Annotated in this window: 18 protein-coding genes; 16 read left to right on the top strand and 2 right to left on the bottom strand. The window is 41.2% G+C overall.

The genetic code is table 11. The features are described 5' to 3' along the window. Positions 1-883: 883 nt before the first annotated feature. From BJR36_RS18085 to BJR36_RS20460, 3 genes are all read left to right on the top strand, one after another. On the top strand, positions 884-1,849 hold the full coding sequence (locus BJR36_RS18085) for a GNAT family N-acetyltransferase (RefSeq protein ID WP_242875658.1): 966 nt from the start codon (positions 884-886) through the stop codon (positions 1,847-1,849). Between the two features lie 173 nt (positions 1,850-2,022). Next, positions 2,023-3,081, top strand: coding sequence for a DUF3658 domain-containing protein (locus BJR36_RS18090; RefSeq protein WP_242875661.1), 1,059 nt, complete (start codon positions 2,023-2,025; stop codon positions 3,079-3,081). Positions 3,082-3,322: 241 nt separating this feature from the next. Further along, positions 3,323-3,484, top strand: coding sequence for a hypothetical protein (locus BJR36_RS20460; RefSeq protein ID WP_169823776.1), 162 nt, complete (start codon positions 3,323-3,325; stop codon positions 3,482-3,484). 82 nt (positions 3,485-3,566) lie between these two features. Here the strand turns inward: BJR36_RS20460 and BJR36_RS18095 are convergent, their stop codons facing one another. Beyond that, positions 3,567-4,214 (bottom strand): Crp/Fnr family transcriptional regulator, encoded by a 648-nt coding sequence (locus BJR36_RS18095; RefSeq protein ID WP_091236840.1) that lies wholly within the window; start codon positions 4,212-4,214, stop codon positions 3,567-3,569. 86 nt (positions 4,215-4,300) lie between these two features. Between BJR36_RS18095 and BJR36_RS18100 the strand changes: the two genes are divergently transcribed. The 5 genes from BJR36_RS18100 (at position 4,301) to BJR36_RS18120 (ending at position 8,588) form a co-directional block, all read left to right on the top strand. Next, positions 4,301-4,783, top strand: a complete 483-nt coding sequence (locus BJR36_RS18100; protein ID WP_091236841.1) for a permease — start codon at positions 4,301-4,303, stop codon at positions 4,781-4,783. Next, positions 4,780-5,508: a permease gene (locus tag BJR36_RS18105; RefSeq protein ID WP_091236842.1), complete on the top strand. Its 729-nt coding sequence runs from the start codon at positions 4,780-4,782 to the stop codon at positions 5,506-5,508. Before BJR36_RS18100 ends, BJR36_RS18105 begins: the two co-directional genes overlap by 4 nt. A gap of 109 nt (positions 5,509-5,617) precedes the next feature. Further along, positions 5,618-6,430: a nitroreductase family protein gene (locus tag BJR36_RS18110; RefSeq protein ID WP_091236854.1), complete on the top strand. Its 813-nt coding sequence runs from the start codon at positions 5,618-5,620 to the stop codon at positions 6,428-6,430. A gap of 268 nt (positions 6,431-6,698) precedes the next feature. Beyond that, positions 6,699-7,967 (top strand): redoxin domain-containing protein, encoded by a 1,269-nt coding sequence (locus tag BJR36_RS18115; RefSeq protein WP_091236843.1) that lies wholly within the window; start codon positions 6,699-6,701, stop codon positions 7,965-7,967. Between the two features lie 39 nt (positions 7,968-8,006). Next, complete coding sequence (locus BJR36_RS18120; RefSeq protein WP_091236844.1) at positions 8,007-8,588, top strand: class I SAM-dependent methyltransferase; 582 nt, start codon at positions 8,007-8,009, stop codon at positions 8,586-8,588. A 127-nt stretch (positions 8,589-8,715) separates the two neighbouring features. Here the strand turns inward: BJR36_RS18120 and BJR36_RS21065 are convergent, their stop codons facing one another. Continuing rightward, positions 8,716-8,865 (bottom strand): DUF6132 family protein, encoded by a 150-nt coding sequence (locus BJR36_RS21065; RefSeq protein ID WP_334292933.1) that lies wholly within the window; start codon positions 8,863-8,865, stop codon positions 8,716-8,718. Between the two features lie 95 nt (positions 8,866-8,960). Between BJR36_RS21065 and BJR36_RS18125 the strand changes: the two genes are divergently transcribed. The 8 genes from BJR36_RS18125 to BJR36_RS18160 all read left to right on the top strand — a co-directional run bounded on the left by BJR36_RS18125 (position 8,961) and on the right by BJR36_RS18160 (position 20,348). Further along, positions 8,961-10,145, top strand: coding sequence for an AraC family transcriptional regulator (locus tag BJR36_RS18125; protein ID WP_139133579.1), 1,185 nt, complete (start codon positions 8,961-8,963; stop codon positions 10,143-10,145). 204 nt (positions 10,146-10,349) lie between these two features. Then, positions 10,350-11,201: an MBL fold metallo-hydrolase gene (locus BJR36_RS18130; RefSeq protein ID WP_091236846.1), complete on the top strand. Its 852-nt coding sequence runs from the start codon at positions 10,350-10,352 to the stop codon at positions 11,199-11,201. A 24-nt stretch (positions 11,202-11,225) separates the two neighbouring features. Then, positions 11,226-12,854 carry a sensor histidine kinase gene (locus tag BJR36_RS18135; RefSeq protein WP_091236847.1) on the top strand — a complete coding sequence of 543 codons (1,629 nt, stop codon included), beginning with the start codon at positions 11,226-11,228 and terminating at the stop codon, positions 12,852-12,854. Next, positions 12,835-13,614: a response regulator transcription factor gene (locus BJR36_RS18140; RefSeq protein WP_091236848.1), complete on the top strand. Its 780-nt coding sequence runs from the start codon at positions 12,835-12,837 to the stop codon at positions 13,612-13,614. Before BJR36_RS18135 ends, BJR36_RS18140 begins: the two co-directional genes overlap by 20 nt. Positions 13,615-13,923: 309 nt before the next feature. Further along, positions 13,924-15,483 carry an ABC transporter substrate-binding protein gene (locus BJR36_RS18145; RefSeq protein WP_091236849.1) on the top strand — a complete coding sequence of 520 codons (1,560 nt, stop codon included), beginning with the start codon at positions 13,924-13,926 and terminating at the stop codon, positions 15,481-15,483. Positions 15,484-15,792: 309 nt separating this feature from the next. Beyond that, complete coding sequence (locus BJR36_RS18150) at positions 15,793-16,716, top strand: ABC transporter permease (RefSeq protein WP_091236855.1); 924 nt, start codon at positions 15,793-15,795, stop codon at positions 16,714-16,716. Between the two features lie 13 nt (positions 16,717-16,729). Then, positions 16,730-17,626 carry a carbohydrate ABC transporter permease gene (locus BJR36_RS18155; protein ID WP_330387997.1) on the top strand — a complete coding sequence of 299 codons (897 nt, stop codon included), beginning with the start codon at positions 16,730-16,732 and terminating at the stop codon, positions 17,624-17,626. Positions 17,627-17,642: 16 nt separating this feature from the next. Beyond that, entirely contained in the window at positions 17,643-20,348 is a 2,706-nt protein-coding gene (locus BJR36_RS18160) for a hypothetical protein (RefSeq protein WP_091236851.1), read from the top strand. Positions 20,349-20,500 lie beyond the last annotated feature (152 nt).

Genomic DNA, 20,500 nt, shown 5'->3' on the forward strand with positions numbered 1-20,500 from the left:
CAACAATTGAACCAGATGTTACCGAGACAGCACAAGCTGCCTCGTAGGCATAAATAAATTTAAAGAATTACTGACAACTATCTTGACAATCAGCGAGGTTTAGGTTCAACAGGATGGTTTAAAAGCATTCTTGCCGGTGCATCAGGTGTGGCAGCTAACTGTATCAATAGACAAATTCCCATGAGTCAACAGGAAGCATTCACATGGGATTCTGATTTTCTCTACTATTCAGTGCGAGAACCATATCCCAGCAAATGGACATCGGCAAATCTTGTTTTTGGCAGAGTAAATGCTACCTCCCAACTGAAGATTGTATCTCAAATGCCAGAAAACGGAGTCATTTTTAGTGATGGTATAGAAAATGATTTCCTGGAATTCAATTCAGGAACAGAAGCAGTTATTAGGATTTCGGATAAAAAGGGTATGCTAGTCGTATAAAATGAACAGGCATAATATGAAATTCGTATCCCTCTCTTTAATTGGACGAATCAGAATTCCAATTTCATTAGTTACTGAATAATGGAAAACATGAAGCGTTTTGCCGTATTGTGGAAAAAATATTTGACAAGTTAAAGCTACTGCTATAAGATTAAAGAAAAACTAAGGAGTACGCAAATGAATCAGAACCTACATTCAAGAAGAACTATCTACATGTATTACAGACGTATCTGCTTGTAGCTGAACCCTGACAGGTGCACAGTTATAAGCGATAGGTCTTATATGTCTGTGCATAGATGAGAATGTATCTTTTGATTTTAGTCCATTATATAAATGATTAAAACACTAATTTGCATTGATATCGCACCAGACATATGGGAATGTCCGGTGCGATTTTTGCGTTACCACTGGTAAGAAAGATGCTGGTGGTGGAATAGGAGGATTTATGACAGGAGAAGTTATGACAGAAGCAGTAGAATTGGTTCTGGCAACAGAAAAAGAGGCAGAATTACTGCATCAAATGAAATACTCCGCTTTTTTACCGTTATATGAGAAATATCATGATGATGAAACAAGCCCTGTGAAAGAGCCGGTAGAAACGGTTATCAGATCCATTCAAATGGAAAATAGCGATTATTATCTGATAAAGTTTCAAAATGAGTTCGTTGGAGGGGTGAGAATCGTTGAAAAACAAGAGGGTGTATTCTCTATCAGTCCAATGTTTATCCTGCCGGAGTTTCAGAATCAGGGGATCGGATATATAGCATTACAGAAGGTACTTGCTCTTTACCCGCAGGCAATTACCTGGCGGCTGGCAACTATTCTACAGGAAAAAAGAGATTGTCATTTTTATGAAAAATGTGGTTTTTATAGAAGTGGATGGCAAAAAGAAATTAATGATGTCATGGATGTTGTGGGATATGAAAAAGTTCTTGTTGCAGCAAGAAGCTTCTGCGAAGCAGATACAGAAGATGTTGCCAAATTGATCATACGGAATTTCAAGGAAGTAAACAGTAAGGATTATAGTTCGGATGCGATAGATGAACTGGTAAAAACTCATGATTCGGAATGGGTCAAAGGTGTAGCAGGTTATGCCAATATGTATGTATTTTGTCTGGGTGAAAAAATCATAGGAGTCGGTTCTATCTCCAGCTTTTGGGGAAGTGAGACAGAAAGTATTTTGCTTACAGTGTTTGTGCTGCCGGAATTTCATGGAAAAGGAATTGGACGGACAATTATCAGAACGCTGGAGCAGGATGAACTTTTTAAACGGGCAGAGAGAGTGGAGATTCCGGCATCGATTACAGCGGTGGATTTTTATCGGAAATTTGGCTATGAATTTAAGAATGGGGTGAAAGAGCTTGATCAGGAAGGGCTTTACCGTTTAGAAAAATATAGACGGTTTTCTTGATTTTGTATCGTTTGTGAGCCAAAACTACAAGATGGCCATTATTTCAAATGATTCAAGCCGATGGAGTGAATATCTTCGAGAGCTAATTGAATTTTTTGCATTGTAAATATTTCCGTCAGTGGTACGATTGTGAGAAAGAGTATAGTTTTGATGTTGAGATGTTTGGTTATTAAATGAATAAAATATGGATATACGGTTATAAACAAAATGTCATTATGGGAACCGGAGAAAGGATAAATCCGGGATGGGGGAAAACGACTATGGTTGATATCGTATTCAGCGAAAGCGCTTGCGGAAGCCTTAAAATTGCACAGCAGTTTGGGAAAGGAAACTATCAGGAAGGGTGTATCGGCATTATAATCAGCAACGATGATGGAAGCAAGCCGACCAAAGAGGAATTTGAAGCTGCCAGGAAGGAAGCGGCAGAAAAGGAGCGCCTGGCGTGGGAGAGTTCTGTCCCCCTGGGTGGAAAAACGACAGACATCTATGGATTCAATCTGGTGCTGAGCGTCGGAGACATTTCCGAAAGTCAGCCTGGGACCAGGCGCAAACAGACCTTGGAACATTTATACAGCGTTTACCCGAACGATGAGGGGCGCCAGGCGGCGGAGGAAATACTCAAAAGGGCAAATGAAGACCTGAAGGCAATCCGGCAGCGCGCAGCATCGGGAGAAGCCGTCCGTATCTGGTATAGCAGCCAGCCCGACGAAATGTGCGGACTCTACTGGTTCATGGAACAGTTGAATCAGTGGGGTGTGCATGAAGGACAGGTTGTGATTATCAAACTCCCGGAATGGGAAGCTGACGAAAAAGGAAATATTGTATGGAAAAATGGCTGGAGCGAAGTGCCTGCCGAAGGATGGCATCGGTATCTCGCCCTGCAGAAGCCTGCGCTTCCATCATTTATACAAAGCTGTGCATCTCATTGGCAGGCGCTTCAGGCAGAGAACGCACCTTTGCGAGCCGTGCTGAATGGGCATCTGGTCAGCATGTCAGAAAAAATCTATGATGACTTTATCCTTCGCGAAATCGCAGTAGAAGGCGAACAGTTTCAGGAAGCAAAGATTATCGGACGGGTACTTGGTAAATACCAGCTTGGGATTGGAGATTCCTGGATTGCATTCCGAATAGAAGAAATGATTTATGAAGGAAAACTTGAGGCTGTGACCAAGGCTGTCAAAGATATGCCGACCTATCATCGAGTATTGAAAAAGAGCATGTATCCACGGTAATCTTGATGTTATGTATCATACGTGTTATTATAGAGCAGGAAAGAAGTTCAGTTCATGAAAAACAAGGAGCTGCATTCACTGAATGTCAGCGATGGCTTTGCCTCTCTGGTGTCATGCGATACAATAGTGATAAGCATCAAAAAGCATACTGGCTAGTCTGTGAAATACGGTCCATAGAGAGCATACCGTGTTGTCAAAATACATGTTGAAATTTGAGTGGAATTTGAAAGGAGGAATACAAATGTCGATGAAAGATATGGAAAGAATGAAAAAACTTATAGAAGAGAAGAACGCAAAAGGCGGTTTCTTGCAAGCAGAAAAAAAGATTGGTTCTGGAAAAGTCGAAAAGAAGAATAAGAATATAGGACTTGACTTCACAAGAACAAAAAAAATATCACAGTAGATGTGGATATAACACAGGAGCCCGTTCATTTTCAAGCAGATTGAGAATGGACGGGCTCTTTTTGAGTGTAAAGCGTGTCGCATCACAAAAGTGTAATCGAACTGCTGTCAAAGACAATAATGCCGTCATCCCGCATCTTGGCAAGCTCACGGGACAGGGAAGTCCGCTGCACGCCTATTCTGTCGGCAAGTGCCTTTTTGGTCATATTCAATTTGATTTGTCTGGAATTTTGGATTTTGCTTTCGTATTCCAAATAATTCAGAACACACTCGCGAATGGATTTGTTTACATAATGCTTCAGTTTGTCCCCCAGAATAAATGTGCGGTCTGAGACGAATTCAAGGTAGGTTCTCAAAAAAGAGGGTGACTCTGCCAACAGATCGAATAGCAGATTCTTCTCTATTTCCAGGATGACCGTATCTTCCCGGGCAATGGACGCCATAGGAAAATAAGGATTTTTTGAAAACAATAAATTCCCACCCAGGATATCATCGTTATAAAACTCAGCAATTGTAAGCAGGTTTCCCGATTCGTCAATGCGCTCGACGGCAACAGCGCCACGTAGTATGATTTCCAGGTGAGTGCAAAGATCGCCTTCTAAATGGATCAGGCAGTTCCTGTTATAGGAATGGATCCTGAAATCATTGTTTTGTATATGGAAGTCAAGCTTTTCGGGTGGAAAAGACCTTAACAGCACGGTATTTTTAATCAGGTTCTGATATGGGCTCATAAATCCTCCTTATAGTGTTACCAAAGTAACTCATTTAAAATCAGTATACGATTATAATGGCTGTAAATCAAGTCAGGAGGACAGTTATGGATATTTTTACGATTATATTTTGGGTGATTGCGGTTGTACTGTTTGTGGTTTCGCTTATGAAAAACAGGAACAAGACATTAGCTGCGATGAAGAAATCAAAAAGCATGATGGGAGGAATGGTTGGAGAAATCATTGCTATCATATTTCTGATTGGACTGGTTCTTACGTTTATTCCACCAGAATCAATCAAGACGGTGCTGGGATCATCGAACACTTTTTTATCAACGGTGATATCTGCGGCAGTTGGGAGCGTAACGCTTATTCCGGCTTTCGTCGCCTTTCCGCTGGTTGGCTCTTTGGTCGATGCCGGGGCAAGCATTGTACCTGCCGTTGCATTTTTGACGACGTTAACGATGGTGGGGGTTGTGACATTCCCGCTTGAAAAGAAGGAATTCGGAACAAAGTTCGCAGTAACCAGAAATCTGTTCAGCTTCGGGTTTGCAATTGTCATTGCGCTTGCTATGGGGGTGGTCGTATGAAAATAATGGCAATTATCAAGAAAAATAAACTTATTGTTTTTGTAGCTGCGGCTTATGGAATTCTGCTTCTTGCATCGCCGGATCAGGCATTGCAGTCATGGAGAAATAGCATCTATTATTTGATTGAAATGCTGCAGGTGCTTCCCGTAATCTTTTTACTTACTGTCGTCATAGAAGTGCTGGTTCCAAAAGAGATGATTACACAAGGCTTTGGAGAAAAATCAGGACTGAAGGGAAATCTGCTTTCTCTATTATTGGGAAGCATTTCTGCAGGACCTGTCTATGCGGCATTTCCAATTAGTAAAATACTGCTGAACAAAGGTGCGAGCATTACGAATATTGTGATTATCCTGAGTTCCTGGGCGGTAATTAAAATACCGATGCTTGCGAATGAAGTGAAATTTTTAGGTGTCAAATTTATGGGAATAAGATGGATCATGACGGTAATCTCGATTTTTGTAATGGGATACCTGATGGCTCTGTTTGTGAAAACGAAAGATCTGCCAAAACCAGAAATGGGAAGCAGGGAAAATGTTTTGGAGATTAAACAGGAATACTGCATAGGCTGCGGTATCTGTGCAAAATTATTGCCTGAATATTATGAGATCAGGGATAAGAAAGCTGTAGTAAAGAAAATGCCGCAAGGGAAGCTTCAAGAAGCTGCCATTGTGGAAACGGCAGACAAATGTCCAACAAAAGCGATTGTCCTGAGCATGGATGAATAGTTGAAATCAGGCGAATGTTCGTTTATGATAGAAAAAGAATCCCGTATCTGCGGTCAGGTAAGACAGCAAGGATGCAGGACCAAATGAAAAATCATAAAGGAGACCAATCATGATTAAAATTAACGAAGATAAATGCATTGGGTGCGGACTATGTGTAAAAGACTGTTTCACAAAGGAAATTGAGGTAACTGGCCGTAAGGCAAAGCCTAAAGGAATACGATGTATAGAATGCGGGCATTGTATTGCAGTATGTCCAACGAATGCCATCGTTTTGGAAAATTATCCAATGTCAGAGGTTCTGGAATATGAAAAGGGTGCATTTGAGATAGATCCAGATCAATACTTACGTTCGTTAAAATACAGAAGAACGATTCGACAATTTTCCGGCAGGCAGGTGGAGAACCAGAAAATCGAAAACATCATCGAAGCAGGAAGATATTCTCCAACTGGCGGAAATCAACAGAACGTATCCTTCTGCGTCATGAGGGATGACATTGAACCCTTAAGAAATATGGTGATTGATGAGTTGTATAAATTTGCAAATCTCCCGGAGGAGGAAAAGGCGAAGCTGAATATCTCCTGGTATGGGAATCTGTGGAAGCAGATGTATCTGGATTATCATGACAAGAACAGGAAGGACGGATTGTTCTTTGATGCAGGAACTGTAATCCTTGTTATATCGAAGTCTATGCAAAATGCATGCATCGCGGCAGCGCATATGGAGACAATGGTGTATGCGCAGGGGCTGGGAATGTTATACAGCGGGTTCTTTACAAGAGCAGCAGCACATTCAAAGGAAATCAAAGAATATCTAAGGCTTGATCAAGGGCAGGAAGTAGCTGCCTGCCTGGTAATAGGCTATCCTGATGTGAAATACCAGAGGACAGTTCCAAGAAAACCAGCGGAAGTAGCCTGGAGATAAGTAATTAGGAAAGCAGTATTTCCAATTTGGGAAATGCTGCTTTTTGTTGAAGAAATTTATACGGATTTTTGAAAGTGATGACAGGATGAGGGATGCCTCTGTAGCTTCTTCCGTGTGATAAGGTTACAGATAATGATTGAAATGTTGATATAATTGAACTATAAAAGAAAACACAATTACTTATGCAGGGAAAAAGAGAAAATTAGATTTTTGTTTTAAATTTTTGTAAGAACATAGGAAAAATCATAAATGTGATTGGAGATAAATTATGCTTGATGGATTGGTTGCGGCAAATAACGTTAGTTTTATATTTGTATTTTTAGAAGGAATACTCTCTTTCTTCTCGCCCTGTGTGATACCATTAATCCCAGTTTACATGGGCTATTTAGCAGGAAGCGGGAAAAAAGTGAATGAAGATGGTACGATTGCATATGACAGGAAAAAGGTGTTCCTGCATACCACGTTTTTTGCTTTGGGAGTTTCTTTTGTCTTCTTTATATTAGGAATGTCATTTACGGCTCTTGGCAGTTTTTTTAGCAGCAATAAGATGCTGTTCACAAGAATAGGCGGCATCCTTATCGTTATATTGGGATTGTTTCAGCTTGGGATTCTTGATTTTTCGTTCTTGCAGAAGGAAAGAAAAATACAGATCAAACTGGCTGATAAGAAAATGAATCCCATTATGGCGCTGATCATGGGTTTCACTTTTAGCTTTGCATGGACGCCTTGTATTGGACCGGCCCTTTCTTCTGTGCTGATTATGGCTTCCGGGGCAACAACATCTCTCGAAGGCAATCTGCTTGTAATTGTCTATGCCCTTGGATTCTTGATTCCGTTCCTTTTGCTTGGACTTTTTACGACACAGGTATTGAACTTTTTGAAATCAAAACAGAAACTGCTGCGGTATACGATTAAGGCTGGAGGAGTTATTCTGATCATCATGGGAATTATGATCTACACCGGGTGGATGAATGGCGTCTCGGGCTATCTGAATTCGTTTTCCTCTGACCAGCAAAGCGGTTCCCAGGAGGGAGCAGTTCAAACGGATGAGCCTGATACTGGGAAAAGTTCGGAGGTGGCCACAATTGCTGCATCTGATTTTACCCTTACAGACCAGTATGGGAATGAACATACGCTTTCCGATTATAGGGGAAAAGTAGTATTCCTCAATTTCTGGGCCACCTGGTGTCCGCCCTGTAAAAAGGAAATGCCTGATATCGAGGCGCTTTATAAGGAATATAATTTCAATCAGGATGACGTGGTGTTTTTAGGAATTGCAAATCCGTCAAGTCAGGAGTATCCGAACAACCAGGATGATGGAAAAGAAGCGATCAAATCATTTTTAGATGACAACGGATATACGTTCCCGACGCTATTTGATGAAACAGGGGAAGTGCTTGAAAACTATAATATATCGGCTTTTCCAACTACGTTTATGATCGATAAAGAAGGGAATATTGTCGGATACGTTCCGGGAATGATGACCAAAGACATCATGGTTAACGTGATAGACCAGGCTTTAGAAGCAGCGGAATAAGACAGATATGAAATAACAAATAGGAAGGAAATACAAATAATGGCTCATAAATTTGATGTTACGCATAAAAACAAGCTGGACAATCCAAGGCGCAGGGAAATGCTGCCGACCGGCAAAATTCTGGATGAAATAGGTTTACAAGCAGGGGATATTCTTGCAGACATCGGGTGTGGAATCGGCTATTTTTCTATTCCGGCAGCAGAGATAGCAGGCTCAAAAGGTAGTGTCTATGCGCTTGATGTGAATGTAGAAATGATTGAAGAACTTGAACAGAGGATTGCAGAAAATGAAACAGATAATATTCGAACCATTGTTACAGAGGAATATGATTTTAAGCTGGATGATAATGCAGTTTCCTATGCGCTTGTATCAACTGTTCTGCATGAAATTGAGGATAGAATGAAGTTCCTTCATGAAACAAAGCGCATTCTTGGCAGTGGCGGGAAAATTGCTATTGTCGAATGGATCAAGAAGGAAAGTGACTGGGGGCCACCAGTCGGGCACAGGGTTGACAGCAGCGAAGTGAAAAGGGAACTTCTTGATTGTGGATTTGAAGAAATATCCTATGTGGAGCTGAATGATTATTTTTACATTGTGACTGGCATCCTGGTACACAAGTAATGAAAAGACAAGGACAGATATTTTACGTTGATTTCAAATAAAGCTTAAAGTAAATGATGCACACAAATTGCTGGTTTTGCAATTTGTGTGCATCATTTGTGACTATGAAGGACGTAGTCCTGAATAGTTACGAACTGCTTATTAGTAAACCAATAATAGCACCATATATGATCGAACCGGTCCGGCTTGAAGTAATTGGGCACGTTCCGCTTTTACATCCTATATTTTTTTGATAGAGATATCTTAATAATCCCCCTGCGACAGCGCCAGGCAGTATATCACCGTTTTGAAAGACTCGCTATTTCCGTTGGTTTACTGTAAAATAAATCTCAGCTATTATCATTTTGTAAATGCAAGGGGTGAAACAGAAGATTGATAAGAAATGAGTATCTGCTCAGCAGAATATCAATGCTGACAGGTGTGGATATTTTTCGTTTTCAGGGGGGGAATCTGCAGGGAGATGAGAAAAATACAGAGTATAATCCCATCAGAGAACAAAAGAAGTTTTGTGATATGCTTATTGAAATCGCTGAAGGACAAGAGGTTCCGGTATTGTATCAGGATGCACATCAGGTGTTCTTTGGATGCGTGAAAAGTGAAAAAGGATATGTTCTATTTGGTCCCATGAGCCTCAAAAGACTATCCAGGGTAGAGCTTCATAACTACCATATGGAATATGGAATGCCAGCCGGAATGGAAAAAGCACTTCCTGTATTTCCTTTTGCCAAAATCCTGGCAATTGCTGAAGTAATAACGAAAAAAGTGACAGGCAGGGAGTATGATGATGATGAATTGATAAAAGAAAATCATCTTGTAACTGATATGGATGAAAGCATTAAAAAGGAACAAATTTTATTTAAGATAAGGGAAGAAGATGCTGAATTATATCATCATACCTATCAGGAGGAACGCAGACTGCTGGAATGTGTGAGGACGGGTAAAGTAGAAGAAGCATTGAAGTACAATGTGGATATGGACATGGGTACAGGACGATTATCAAAGAATGAATCTGAGCATTGGAAGAATGTCGCAGTTGTTGGAATCACTCTGTGTACAAGGGCTGCGATCGAGGGCGGATTATCTCCTGCAACAGCATACCAGCTAAGTGATTTTTATATTCAAAAAGCAAATAAATGTAAAGATGTTATTTCGTTGATCGCATGCAGAAACCAGGCGGTAAAAGAGCTGACTGAGCGGGTCTGGGAAAAAATGAACAGTCAGAGAACATCAAGTTATATAGAACAGTGCAAAGACTATATCAGCAAACATTACAGGGAAAAAATATATCTGAAAGATCTGGCGGAAATGCTTGGATTGAGCAGTTCCTATCTGTCCCGGCTATTTTCACGGGAGCTGGGAATGGGTTTACAGGATTATATCAACTGGTCCCGCATAGAAAATGCGGAAAATCTGCTGGCCTACTCAGACGAAAGCATTGCGCATATAGGAGAATATGTGGGGTTTCCAACTCAAAGCTATTTTGGAAGCATATTTAAAAAGTACAAAAATATGACGCCGAAAGAATACCGGAACCGGTATAAGCCAACAGAATTATGAATAGCCAGTAGAAATAACAACAAGATAACGACAAAAATGACAAAATAAAGATATATTCATCGGGGCAAATCTGATAGCATATAGAATGCATAGATAGTCGGCCATAATGAGGAACGTGCGTCCTATGAGATGAAAACGCTCCGTATATAAATAAGCTATGAAGGACATAGTCCTGAATAGTGACTAGTTTGGAAAGGAAAAGCAATGGGAAAAACGAACGTAAAAATGAATTTTTACAGAGCAGAGGAATCAGCAGAGAATATAAAGGCTATTTTCAGTGCGACAGGCGAAATCTTATATCTGGTAGAAGGAGAAAAGGATGCGGTATTGATTGATACTTGTCTTGGAGTAGGCCATCTTAGGGACTTCACAAAAACCCTGACCCAAAAGCCGGTGACCGTTTTACTGACACATGGCCATGTGGATCATGCTTTGGGCGCACCGGAATTCGAGCGGGTATACATGAATGAAAAAGACTGCAAATTATTTCAGGAACACAGTCCAATCGAGGAACGAAAAGGGTATCTCCAGGCAACGTTAGGAGAAAGGTTTAACCAGCTGGATGAATCTGCATATGTTCCCCCGGAACTGGATAAAGAATTTTTGGAGCTGCGGGAAGGTATGAGTTTTGATCTGGGTGGTACGCATATTGATGTATATGAGCTTCCCGGCCATACACAGGGAAGCATGATTTTTCTTATAAGAGAACAGAAGATATTGATTTTAGGCGATGCCTGCAACAATTCGACCTTCCTTTTTGATCAGCATTCAAGCTCTGTAGAGGCATATCGAGAGGAACTGATCAGAGTCAAAGAGCAGGTGGCTGGAAAGTTCGAACGTGTATTTTTATCCCATCATGTGATGGAAACAGATACAGATATTTTGGATAATATGATTGCAGTGTGTGATGAGATCCTGAATGGAAAAGCGGATGACATACCCTTTGAATTTATGGGAATGCAGGCTTATATCGCAAAAAAATGCAATGAACGCTTTGAGAGAGCCGATGGCAAAAGCGGAAATCTGATTTATAATAAACAGCATATCAGGAATTAGCGAAAGCAGATAGGATGAGCGAATATGAAAAAAAGAATAAAAAAACAGCAATCTATAAATGGAAGAGTTTTGGGAATTCTTTTTTTGACATTTTTACCAGTTCTTGCTATTTTGTACATGATCACATGGAATATGTTTCATTATATGTCAGAGCAGGTTGTGGATGCAAATCTAAATGAAATGAAGATATTTATGAGCGAGTTCGATAACGACGTATCCACTGCAACTGAACAGATGAAACAGATCGCGATTGATTACCGAACAAAGTTTTATCCTCTAAAAGATCCTGGCGTCATTAAATATAACATCTGGAATCGTGTGAATCAGGAAAGAAATCGATATTCAATCATTGACATTGGTTTTATCAGGGACGGAGCATCTATAGATTTTGCATATGATACGACGTCGTTTCAGCCAGAAGAGATATCTGCATTGGAAACGATCATATCGGAACAGGATAGTAAGCAGTGGGATAATTTTTCTTATCATCTGTTGGATGTAAAAGGGAAAAAATATATGATTTTATACGCATATGCAGGCAGCTTTGAATATGGGTATCTGGTTGATCTGGAAAAGTCAATGCAGCTGTTCCAAAATCAGAACGGAAATAAGATCATAAACGACATAGTAGAAAATGAGGCTGATAAGGCGAATACAAGAGTCCTTACCGTGAGATCCAGTGAGACAGGCTGCTATCTTGTTCGTAATATATCGAATGCCTTGATTTTTCAGGCAGTGCCGCTTGGCAGAAAGTTATCAGTACTGCTTGCTGCAATGTGCATGGTATTGTTTCCGATTCAATGGTATTCTTTGAAAAAATATGTAATACAGCCTCTTGGAAGAATCAGCAGTGCAATGAAGGAGCTGGAGCAGGAGCATCTGGAATACAGGATGGAGGGGGACGAAAAAACCCTTGAATTCGTTCATATTGAGCAGGGATTTAATGATATGGCAGAACAGATCAAGAATCTCAGGATTGAATCCTATGAAAAAGATATTGAAAGACTCCGTATTGAGAACCTTAATCTGCGGTTACAGGTGAATCCGCATATGCTGCTAAACAGCCTGAACATGATCTATAGCTTGTCAAAGTCTCATAATAGCCAGGGCGTGGAAGACATGACCATGTGCCTGTCTAAGTATTTTAGATATGTACTGTATAATAACCGTGAGTTTTCCAAAATCAAAGACGAGATGGAATTTATTTCAAGCTATATGGAAATCCAGAAGATTCGTTTTCCGGGAGCGTTCAGTTATGTCTATGATGTGGATGAAGCCATATTTGATGAGGAGATCCCTACTATGCTGATTCAGAATTTTGTTGAGAATTCAATTAAATATGCTTTGAATATGGAGACGGTAGTTGATATCATGGTATTAGTAAAGAAAATAGATGACAGGCTATCCATTTCCATTATTGATACAGGCAACGGTATGGATGAAGAAATTCTTGAAAAGGTGCGCGCTGATGAGGCGTTTGTCGATTACCGGGGAACCCATATCGGAATCTGGAATTGCAGGAAGCGGCTGCAGATTCATTATGGTGATCAGACAAAATTCAGCATCAGTAGCAAAAAAGGAGAAGGTACGCAGGTCTGGATGGAAATACCACGTATAGAAAGGAGAGAATCGGATGAACCTTTTGATCGTTGATGATGAAATATTTTCAATTCAGGGCATTTTAGATAGTGTAGACTGGACAAAGGTAAAGTTTGACAAGGTCTTAACTGCCAATAATTTTTCGCAGGCAATGAACATTTTTTTACAGGAAAAGATCGATATCCTCCTCTGTGACATTGAGATGCCTTTTGGCAATGGCATACAGCTAGTAGGATGGGTGAAGGAACATGATCCAAATGTGGAGTGCATATTTTTAACATGTCATGGAGAATTTACTTTTGCAACATCGGCAATTAAGCTGCAGTGTTTCGACTATATCCTAAAGCCGGTTCCGACTGATGTGCTAGAGGACACGCTTCTCAGGGCACAGAAAAAAATCGAGCAGGAAAAGAAGAATCAGAATTATCTGGAATATGGGAAGATGTATGTGAACCAGATGAAGGAGAATTCTTCGGAAGAACAAAGCGAGGATATGGTTTCCAGGATAAAAGCGTATGTGAAGGAGCACATTGCAGAAGCCCTGAATGTGGAACTGCTGGCACGTCTGGTAAATCTGAGCCCGGATTATCTGACAAAGGTATTCAAGAAGGAAAGCCAGATGACCCTGAACGACTATATCATACAGCAGAGAATGTTCCTGGCAAAGGAACTTCTTATGACCTCGAATATGTCTGTAAACCGTGTTTCGGATACAATTGGATACAGCAATTATTCCTATTTTTCCAAGGCATTTAAGAAATATTATGGTATCTCGCCGAGAGAGATGCAGCAAAAGAGCAAAAAGAAAAGATAGGTAAAAGCAAAAAGGCTGTCACAAAACTCATGTGACAGCTTTTATTATCTCCAGGAAATTGCTCATTTCCTATAACGCAGACCTCCGCACTACAAAGTGTCTTCGCCCTCAAAAGTAATGGCCACGGGAGTTGATGTAGCGAAGCCACTTTGTACAAATAACGGAGAAAGACAAATTCAGGACGGAAAAGGAACATTTTTAAATGGAGAATGGAAAGTTTTGCACGTGATAGGAAAATACAAAAAATTGGATGAATGCTATACTTAATACATGTTAAGGAACCTGTAATTCTATAAATGGAGGGAAAATATGAAGAAGAGAAGTTTAGCTTTATTACTTACCGTAGCAATGGCGGTTTCAGCACTCGCCGGATGTGGTTCAAATGAAGGAAGCACAGAAGGCAGTTCAACAGAAGGCAGTACCACAGAAAGCAGCTCTAAGGAAAATGGCAGTGCAGATCACATTATTGTTACCTATCTGACGATGGGAGAAACCCCAACAGATTTAGGGCTGGTGCAGGACGCAGTCAATGCAATTTCCATTCCGGAAATCAATGTTGAGGTTGAATTCAAGCCAGTAGCAATCGGCGAAACATTTACAAGTTATTCCACATGGATAGCTTCTGGTGAGCGGATGGATTTAATGATGCTCTGTTTCCAGGATCCATCCAGCTACATTGAATCAGGATCCATCCAGCCCTTGAATGAGTATCTTTCGGCAGATGCTCCGGATATTCTGAATCTGGCAAAAGAATTTCCGCTTTATGAAGGAGCCCAGAGAGAGGAAAGCATATACGGTGTCAATCCGGTAAATGCCTGCTATGGAAAATACGGTTCAATTATGCTTCGAAAAGACTACTTCGATGAGTTGGGCGCAGAGTTAAAAGATAAATACACTTATGCTGATCTCACAGAGGTTTTTGCTGGAATCAAATCGAATCATCCGGATACCTATCCGCTGGGGGTTTTAGGAAGTGACTGTTCAACATCCAATAGCCTCTTCAGTCGTTTCAATGTAGTAGATGTACTTGGTGCAGGTGTTGATACAGGCGTTCTGATGGGTATGGATTCAACAAAGATTGTCAATCTGTTCGAGACAGATGAGTATTTTGCTTTCCTGAAACAGATGAAGGAATGGAATGAAGCAGGATATATTATGCAGGATGCAACTACGACAACTTCTACAATGCCCGAATTGACCAGTGCCGGAATTATGGCAAGTGCCCTGGTTTACCCAAATGAACCTAACGTTGAAGTTGCATATAATAGTGGATTCAGAGCATTTGGCGGTGCTGTGGCACTGGATACAACAGATCCATATATGCCATCTAACGGAGCTTCAAATGGTATATATTGGACGATTCCGGTTACAAGCAAATCACCGGATGCAGCTATGAAATTCCTGAATTTAACCTATTCAAATACTGAGGTGACAAATCTGATTCAGTGGGGTATTGAAGGGAAGCATTATGTGAAGACGGATACAGAAAATGTTGTTGAGTTCCCAGAAGGACTGGATGCAAATAGTACAGGTTACTACTGCACGTTAGGAGTATGGGGCGATAAGAGTGCAGTTTATGCAATGACAAAAGACAATAGAGCCGAAAATGAGGCGCTTACAGAAAAAGGATTAGAAAATCGCTCTGTTGCAAGTCAGCATGGATATTCCTATGACAGCAGTAAGATGGCAAACCAGGTAATTGCAGTCGACAGTGTATTGCAGCAGTATATGCCTGCATTGGAAACTGGCAGTGTCAGTGATTTAGACAGTACTTATAAAGAGTTCATTTCTGCATTAAAAGCAGCAGGTATGGATGATATCATTGCAGACAATCAGGCACAGTTAGATGCAGCAATTGCAAAGAAATAAAAGTTCATATAAGGAAAGGGGATCGCGGCTTTTAGCTGCAATCCCCTTTTTATTCTTACCAGGCAGCGTAAGTGGATTGCAAACATTTGCTTCAAATAAGGAAGGATTCTCAGCAACACCGTTTATACTGAAAATCCGGTGAACGGAAAATGGCAAGTTTCCAGCGGAAAAGGAATGTTTTTGAGTGGCTGAAGGAAAGTTTCAGACGCTAAAGGAAAATACAAAAAACACATGAAATGCTATACTTTTCGTAGAGAACAGGTGCTGCAAAACAGTGAAAATGGAGGATTGGAGTTGGAAAGGAGTATTATGAAAACAAAGAAAAAATTACATTGGAAAAAGATAGGTGCGGTTTATCTTATGATGTTTCCAGCGCTGGCATATTTCTTTATCAACAATTATTTGCCAATGTTAGGAATCGTGATTGCTTTTAAAAAGGTTAATTATGGACTTGGAGTTTTGAAAAGTCCATGGGCAGGTCTGGATAATTTTCAGTTCCTGTTTTCATCAGGGAGTGCCTGGCTTATAACAAGAAATACGATTTTCTATAACATTGGATTTATTATTTTAAATACGGTTTTAGGAATTGTAATTGCGATTTTATTAAATGAGATTCAAAATAAAATGGCAACAAAGGTATATCAGACAGTGATCCTCTTGCCCTACCTGATGTCATGGGTAGTTGCCAGCTATCTTGTGTATGCCTTCCTGGGCGGGGATACAGGTTTTATAAACAATACAATCCTGCCGTTGCTTGGAAGCGATAAAACAATTGCATTTTATCAGGAAACTAAGTACTGGCCGTTTATCCTATTTTTTGTAAGCCAGTGGAAAGGCATCGGATTCAATATGATTCTGTATTATGCATGTATTATTGGAATTGCTCCGGATTATTATGAGGCTGCAAGGGTGGATGGAGCGAAAAAATGGCAGGAAATCAAAACAATCACATTACCGTTTTTAAAACCGACAATCATCACGATGGTGATTCTCAGTATCGGAAAGATGTTCTATTCTGATTTCGGCCTTTTCTATCAGATACCAAAAAACTCAGGTATGCTGTATAGCGTGACGCAGACCATTGATACCTATGTATACAATGCGTTGATGACTCAGAACAACCTTGGCATGTCTGCAGCCGCAAGTTTCTATCAATCAATCGTAGGATTTATTCTTGTCATTGCTGCGAATGCGGTTATCCGCAAAATAAGCAGAGAAAATGCCATGTTTTAAGGAGGGAAAAATTTTGGGTATTCAATCAAAAGGCGATAAAATTATGGGGATGATAGCCCATATGGTTATGATTATTTTAAGTGCGGCTGCAGTAATTCCATTTATGTTATTATTCATGTCTTCTATCACGAACGAGCAGGAGGTTACACTCGAAGGATACGGATTCTGGCCAAAACAGTTCAGCCTGGAGGCGTATAAATATATTTTTGAACAGTGGGGACAGATTGGAAGAGCGTATGGAATCACCCTGATTGTCACTTTTGTAGGAACGACGCTGGCAATCTTATTGGTTGCCATGCTGTCCTATGGACTGGTCCAGAAGGATGTACCAGGCATCAGAGTGGTTTTCCTTTTGGTCTTGCTTACCATGTTGTTTAATGGCGGTATCGTCCCCACCTATTACGTTTACAACAACCTGCTGCATGTGAAAAATACGATCTGGGGATTGGTTTTGCCGAATCTGCTGATGAACGGATTTACGGTTATTCTGGTAAAAAACTATTTTGAGCATAATATTCCGGCTGAATTGATTGAGGCTGCGGAACTGGATGGAGCCAATCAGTTCCATATTCTGTTCAAACTGGTCATGCCGCTTGCCACGCCGATTCTTGCAACTGTCGGATTGCTTACCGGAGTTGCGTATTGGAATGATTGGACAAATGGACTTTACTATATCACAGACGATAAGTTATTCAGCATTCAGCAGCTATTGAATAAGATGAATGAGAACATTCAATTCCTTGCCAACAATGCAAGCCTGCTGGGAGGTACAGCAATTAATACAGCCTTGCCGAGTGGAACAGTACGAATGGCAATTGCAGTTGTTGCTATTTTACCTGTTATTATAATTTATCCATTTTTTCAGAAATATTTTGCAAAAGGAATCACAATGGGGGCTGTAAAAGGCTGATAGGAGGAAACGATAGATGAAGCAGTTACAGGAAGTGCTGCTTGGAAAAGAGGGGAATTATATATTCCCCTTTTTCTGGCAGCACGGAGAAGAAGAAAACGTATTGAGAGAATATATGAATGCGATTCACCAATCCAATATTCGTGCGATCTGCGTTGAAAGCCGCCCGCATCCGGATTTTTGCGGAGAACAATGGTGGCATGACATGGATATCATATTGAAGGAGGCAGAAAAACTAAAGATGAAGGTATGGATTCTGGATGACTCCCATTTTCCTACAGGATTTGCCAATGGCGCAATCAAAAATGCACCCGATGAGCTGACCCATCAGTATCTGGTATATCGAACCCTGGAAATGTGCGGACCTGCAAAGCATCTGGAACTCGATGTCAAAGTGTATATGAAACCGGAACCGCTTCCGCCATGGATGCCGCCTGCACCACCGGCAGAGCGTGTTTTTCATGATGATGAGCTGATGAAGGTGCTTGCCTGTCCTGTATTGGAAGGGGAATGTCTGGGAGAACCTGTTGATCTTACGAACCAGATTGCGGATGAAATGCTGGAATTCGACCTGGAGGATGGATACTGGCGTATTTTTGTGATCTATCTGACCAGAAATGCGAAAGGCAGAAATGACTATATCAATTTCATGGATAAAGAGTCCTGCCGTTTGCTGATTGATGCAGTATATGAGCCGCATTATGCACATTATGGCGAGTATTTTGGAACTGTCATTGCCGGATTTTTCAGTGATGAACCTCCTGTTGGGAACATAGAAGGATATGGACTGGCTGGCCCCATTGGATCTCCAAAACAGATTCTCCCCTGGTCGAAGGAAGCAGCAACGTGTTTCCGGGAAGAATTCGGCTCTGATGACTGGGGAAAATACCTTCCGTATCTTTGGGCAAATGCCGCAGACAGGAAACTGCAGGCAAAAGAGCGGGTCTCCTATATGAATATGGTGACAAAACTGGTTTCAGAATGCTTCTCTGAGCAGAATGGCATCTGGTGCAAGGAGCATGGAGTAGAATATATCGGACATATGCTTGAAGACTGCGATATGAATAGTGACCTGGGCGCCAGCATGGGGCATTTTTTCAGGGGTTTATCCGGCCAGCATATGGCAGGCATCGACAATATTGGCGGACAGGTAACCATCAACGGCCAGGACTGTATGCGTCATCAGGAACCTGCGTGCCAGGACGAAGCCGGATTCTATCAATATCTTCTCGGTAAATTAGGAGCATCCCATGCATCCATTGATCCAAAGAAACAGGGCAGATGCATGTGCGAGAATTTCGGTGCCTATGGATGGCAATCCGGAACGAAAGAACAAAAATACATGACGGATCATTTTATGGTTCGGGGCGTGAACCGTTTTGTGCCGCATGCATTTTCGGCGGCACCGTTTCCAGATCCGGATTGTCCGCCGCATTTCTATGCTCATGGGGAGAATCCGCTATACCGCGCATTTGGGGAACTCATGGCATATACGAACCGCGTCTGTCATCTGATTGACGGAGGAAAGGCCTGCCCGGATGTGGCGCTTTTGTATAACGGGGAAAGCAAATGGGCAGGAGATGCCAGTTCCAATATTCGGGCTGCCAGATATCTGACCCAGTCCCAGATTGACTTTCATGTGATACCGTCTGATGTGTTTACAGAGAATAGTGCATATCCGGTTGCATTTGACGGGCAGGCATTGAAAATCAATGATGTCAGCTATGGAGGACTTTTGATTTCAGGCTGTGAATTTGTGGAAGAGCATGTTGCCGGCTTTATCATTGATGCATTAGCAAAAGAATTTCCAGTCATATTTCTGGATCAGAAGCCAGGGGGTATTATTGCAGCTTCCGATGAGGAAAAAGAGAAGTTCGCGACTCGTCTTGAGGATTGTGAGGTTGTGGACGGGAAAGAGGCTGGTAAGAAAATCCGGCAAATACTGACGCCACAGGTGACGTCAGAACCAGCCTGCAACCGTCTGGTGTCCTATCATTACCATACCGATTCAGACATTTATCTATTCCTTAACGAAGGTGCAAAGAATGTGTATAGAGGTACTGTGACAATTCAGGGAAAAGGGTGCCCGGTTCGTTACTATCCTTGGGAGAACCGCATTGAGAAGGCAGCTTATGAAGAGACGGCAAATGGGATAAAAGTAATGCTTGCTATCAATCCATTAGAATTGTGTGTAATCGTACTGGAAGATGAGATGGAAATGCAGAATGTTGCAGACAAACCTGAATTTGCCCGGGAGGAACAGGAGATTACGGAATTTTCAGTGAGGCGCATTGATGCAAAGACCTATCTGGAGCTTAAGAAGAAAGACCTGCAAATGGATGTTGCAGAACAAGGCGAAAAGGTAACAGCGCCATTTTCCGGCATGCAGAAAAAGTATCCGGACTATTCGGGGTATTATATCTATGAGACAGAGGCTGTCCTGGAAGCCGGGAAGAGCTATCAGCTGTCTATTGAGGATGTGTCTGAGAGCGTGGAGGTATTCCTGAATGGACAGAGCCTTGGAATGAAGCTGCAGAGGCCATTTGTTTTTATACTTCCAGGGCAACAAGTTTCTGAAGAAAATCAGATTAGAATTGAAGTTGCGACAATGCTTGAGAGAAAACTTTATAGCCAGGGTTATGATGTTAAATCGATGTCTCCTTATCGTCCGTTATCACCAACAGGTATTGTTGGCAAGGTTACTTTGCAAAAAGTGAAGTAAGAGGTTTATACATGTGGAGTTAGACAATACTGTAAATGAATAATGCATTAATCTTATATAACTTCTCGGAGTTAGAATCAAAAGATGCAAATGTAGATTGAAAATTGAATATTGGTGATTTTGGAAAAAAAGAAGAAATTTTGTGTACGAGA

The organism is Anaerobium acetethylicum, from assembly GCF_900096945.1.
GTDB lineage: Bacteria > Bacillota > Clostridia > Lachnospirales > Lachnospiraceae > Anaerobium > Anaerobium acetethylicum.